The sequence below is a fragment of the Candidatus Hydrothermales bacterium genome (assembly GCA_039630235.1).
GTDB lineage: Bacteria > Hydrothermota > Hydrothermia > Hydrothermales > JAJRUZ01 > JBCNVI01.
Map to the genome: position 1 here is coordinate 1 of JBCNVI010000029.1, position 1,117 is coordinate 1,117.

Consider the following 1,117-nt stretch of genomic DNA (forward strand, 5'->3'; position numbering starts at 1 on the left):
TAGCTGGTGGTCTGGGATTCTTTCCCTCTCGCCTGCGGAGTTTATCCCCCGAAGGCTGACTCCCAGGCATCACTTATAGGGATTCGGAGTTTGCCTGAGCTACCTACCAGAAGCAGATAGCTCAAACAGTGCTCTACCCCCTATAAGCTAACCTGAGGCTATACCTAGATATATATCGGGTAGAACCAGCTATAACATCCTTCCGATAGCATTTCACTCCTACCCCCACATCATCCGAGGATTTTTCACCATCCATCGGTTCGGGCCTCCAGCTCGTGTTACCGAGCTTTCACCCTGCCCAGGGGTAGCTCACCCGGATTCGGGTCTGTTGATGCTGACTAAACGCCCTATTCGGACTCGGTTTCCCTACGGCTTCGCTCCAAAGGAGCTTAGCCTCGCCAGCACCAACAAGTCCCGGGCTCATGTTGCAAAAGGCACGCCACCATCCATCCAAAAGGATGGACTGTGACTGATTATAAGTGGTAGGTTTCAGGTTCTATTTCACTCCCCTTCCCGGGGTTCTTTTCACCTTTCCCTCACGGTACTTAGTCCACTATCGGTCAGGGAGTAGTATTTAGCCTTAGGCGGTGGTCCGCCCAGATTCCTTCAGGGTTCCACGTGCCCCGAAGTACTCGGGAAGTAGAACCAGGAAGACAGAGCCTTTTTGCCTACGGGACTATCACCCTCTATGGTTTCTCTTTCCAGAGAATTCGGCTAAGGCTCTGTTTTGTAACTTCCTGAGGTGTCCGTGGTCACCTCCGTTCTACCCCCACTACCCCACTGTCGCAACGCCCACGGGCTTTTGCACGACAGTAGTTTAGGCTCTACCCCTTTCGCTCGCCGCTACTTAGGGTATCGATGTCTCTTTCTTTTCCTCCTGGTACTGAGATGTTTCACTTCCCAGGGTATCGCCTCGTATGGGTACTTGGCTTAAGCCTTCCCCATACGATAATCTCCCTTATCAGGAGATTGGGTTTCCCCATTCGGGCATCTCGGGATCAAAGCCCATATGCGGCTACCCCAAGCTTATCGCAGCTTATCACGCCCTTCATCGCCTCTCCCTGCCGAGGCATCCACCTACCACCCTTAGTAGCTTGGTTGCCTCTTAAATAATACT

At 52.5% G+C, this 1,117-nt stretch carries 1 rRNA gene; it reads right to left on the reverse strand.

Features of this window, described 5'->3' with window-relative positions:
• A 23S ribosomal RNA gene (locus ABDH49_09115) occupies positions 1-1,100 on the reverse strand; the annotation flags it as partial.
• Positions 1,101-1,117: the final 17 nt, after the last annotated feature.